Below are 603 nucleotides of genomic sequence, written 5' to 3'. Positions count from 1 at the left end.
GTTTGATGGATATTATGCTATCCAGACCAGTGAAAAAAATCTCAAACCCCAAGATATCCTGGCTGCCTACCACCACCTCTGGAAGATAGAAGAGTCATTTCGCCTCATGAAAACTACTCTGGAGGTAAGACCAGTATTTCACTGGACCGAACCGAGGATAAAAGGTCATTTTGTGATCTGTTTTTTAGCCTTTCTCCTAGAGAGGACCTTAGAATCTAAGCTTAAAAGAGCTCACCTAGCAGCAACACCACCCCAAATTCGAGAAGCCCTAAATTCGATGAATTTTGCGGAAGTTAAGATAAAACAGAAGAAGTTTTATATTAAAACCAAGTTTAATAGTTTGGGTAATAAGATTTTAAGGTTGTCGCGCATAAAACCACCCCCAAATGTTACACCAACTAGTGAGTTATCTTTGTAAAATAAAAAAATGTAGTGCAAAAATGCGCATTATCATTTTTTTATTTGTTGATAAATAAGGGGTTTCGTGAGATTAAGTGTCAAAGTCGGGAATTACTCAAGAAGGCTCTTGAAACTGGTGAAGAACAGCAGACTGAGCAGAGCTTTACGACTCTCTTCGGCCAAAAATACTTTCAGACCCGGATC

1 pseudogene is annotated in these 603 nt (G+C 38.8%); it reads left to right on the top strand.

Annotation, left to right across the window (positions count from 1 at the left end):
- A pseudogene (locus tag COZ07_RS06020) lies at positions 1-418 on the top strand (IS1634 family transposase); the annotation flags it as partial.
- Positions 419-603: the final 185 nt, after the last annotated feature.

It is taken from the genome of Candidatus Infernicultor aquiphilus (genome assembly GCF_002784285.1).
GTDB lineage: Bacteria > Atribacterota > Phoenicimicrobiia > Phoenicimicrobiales > Phoenicimicrobiaceae > Infernicultor > Infernicultor aquiphilus.
The sequence above is the reverse complement of the archived record's forward strand: the minus strand, read 5'-3'. Positions and strand labels throughout refer to the sequence as shown.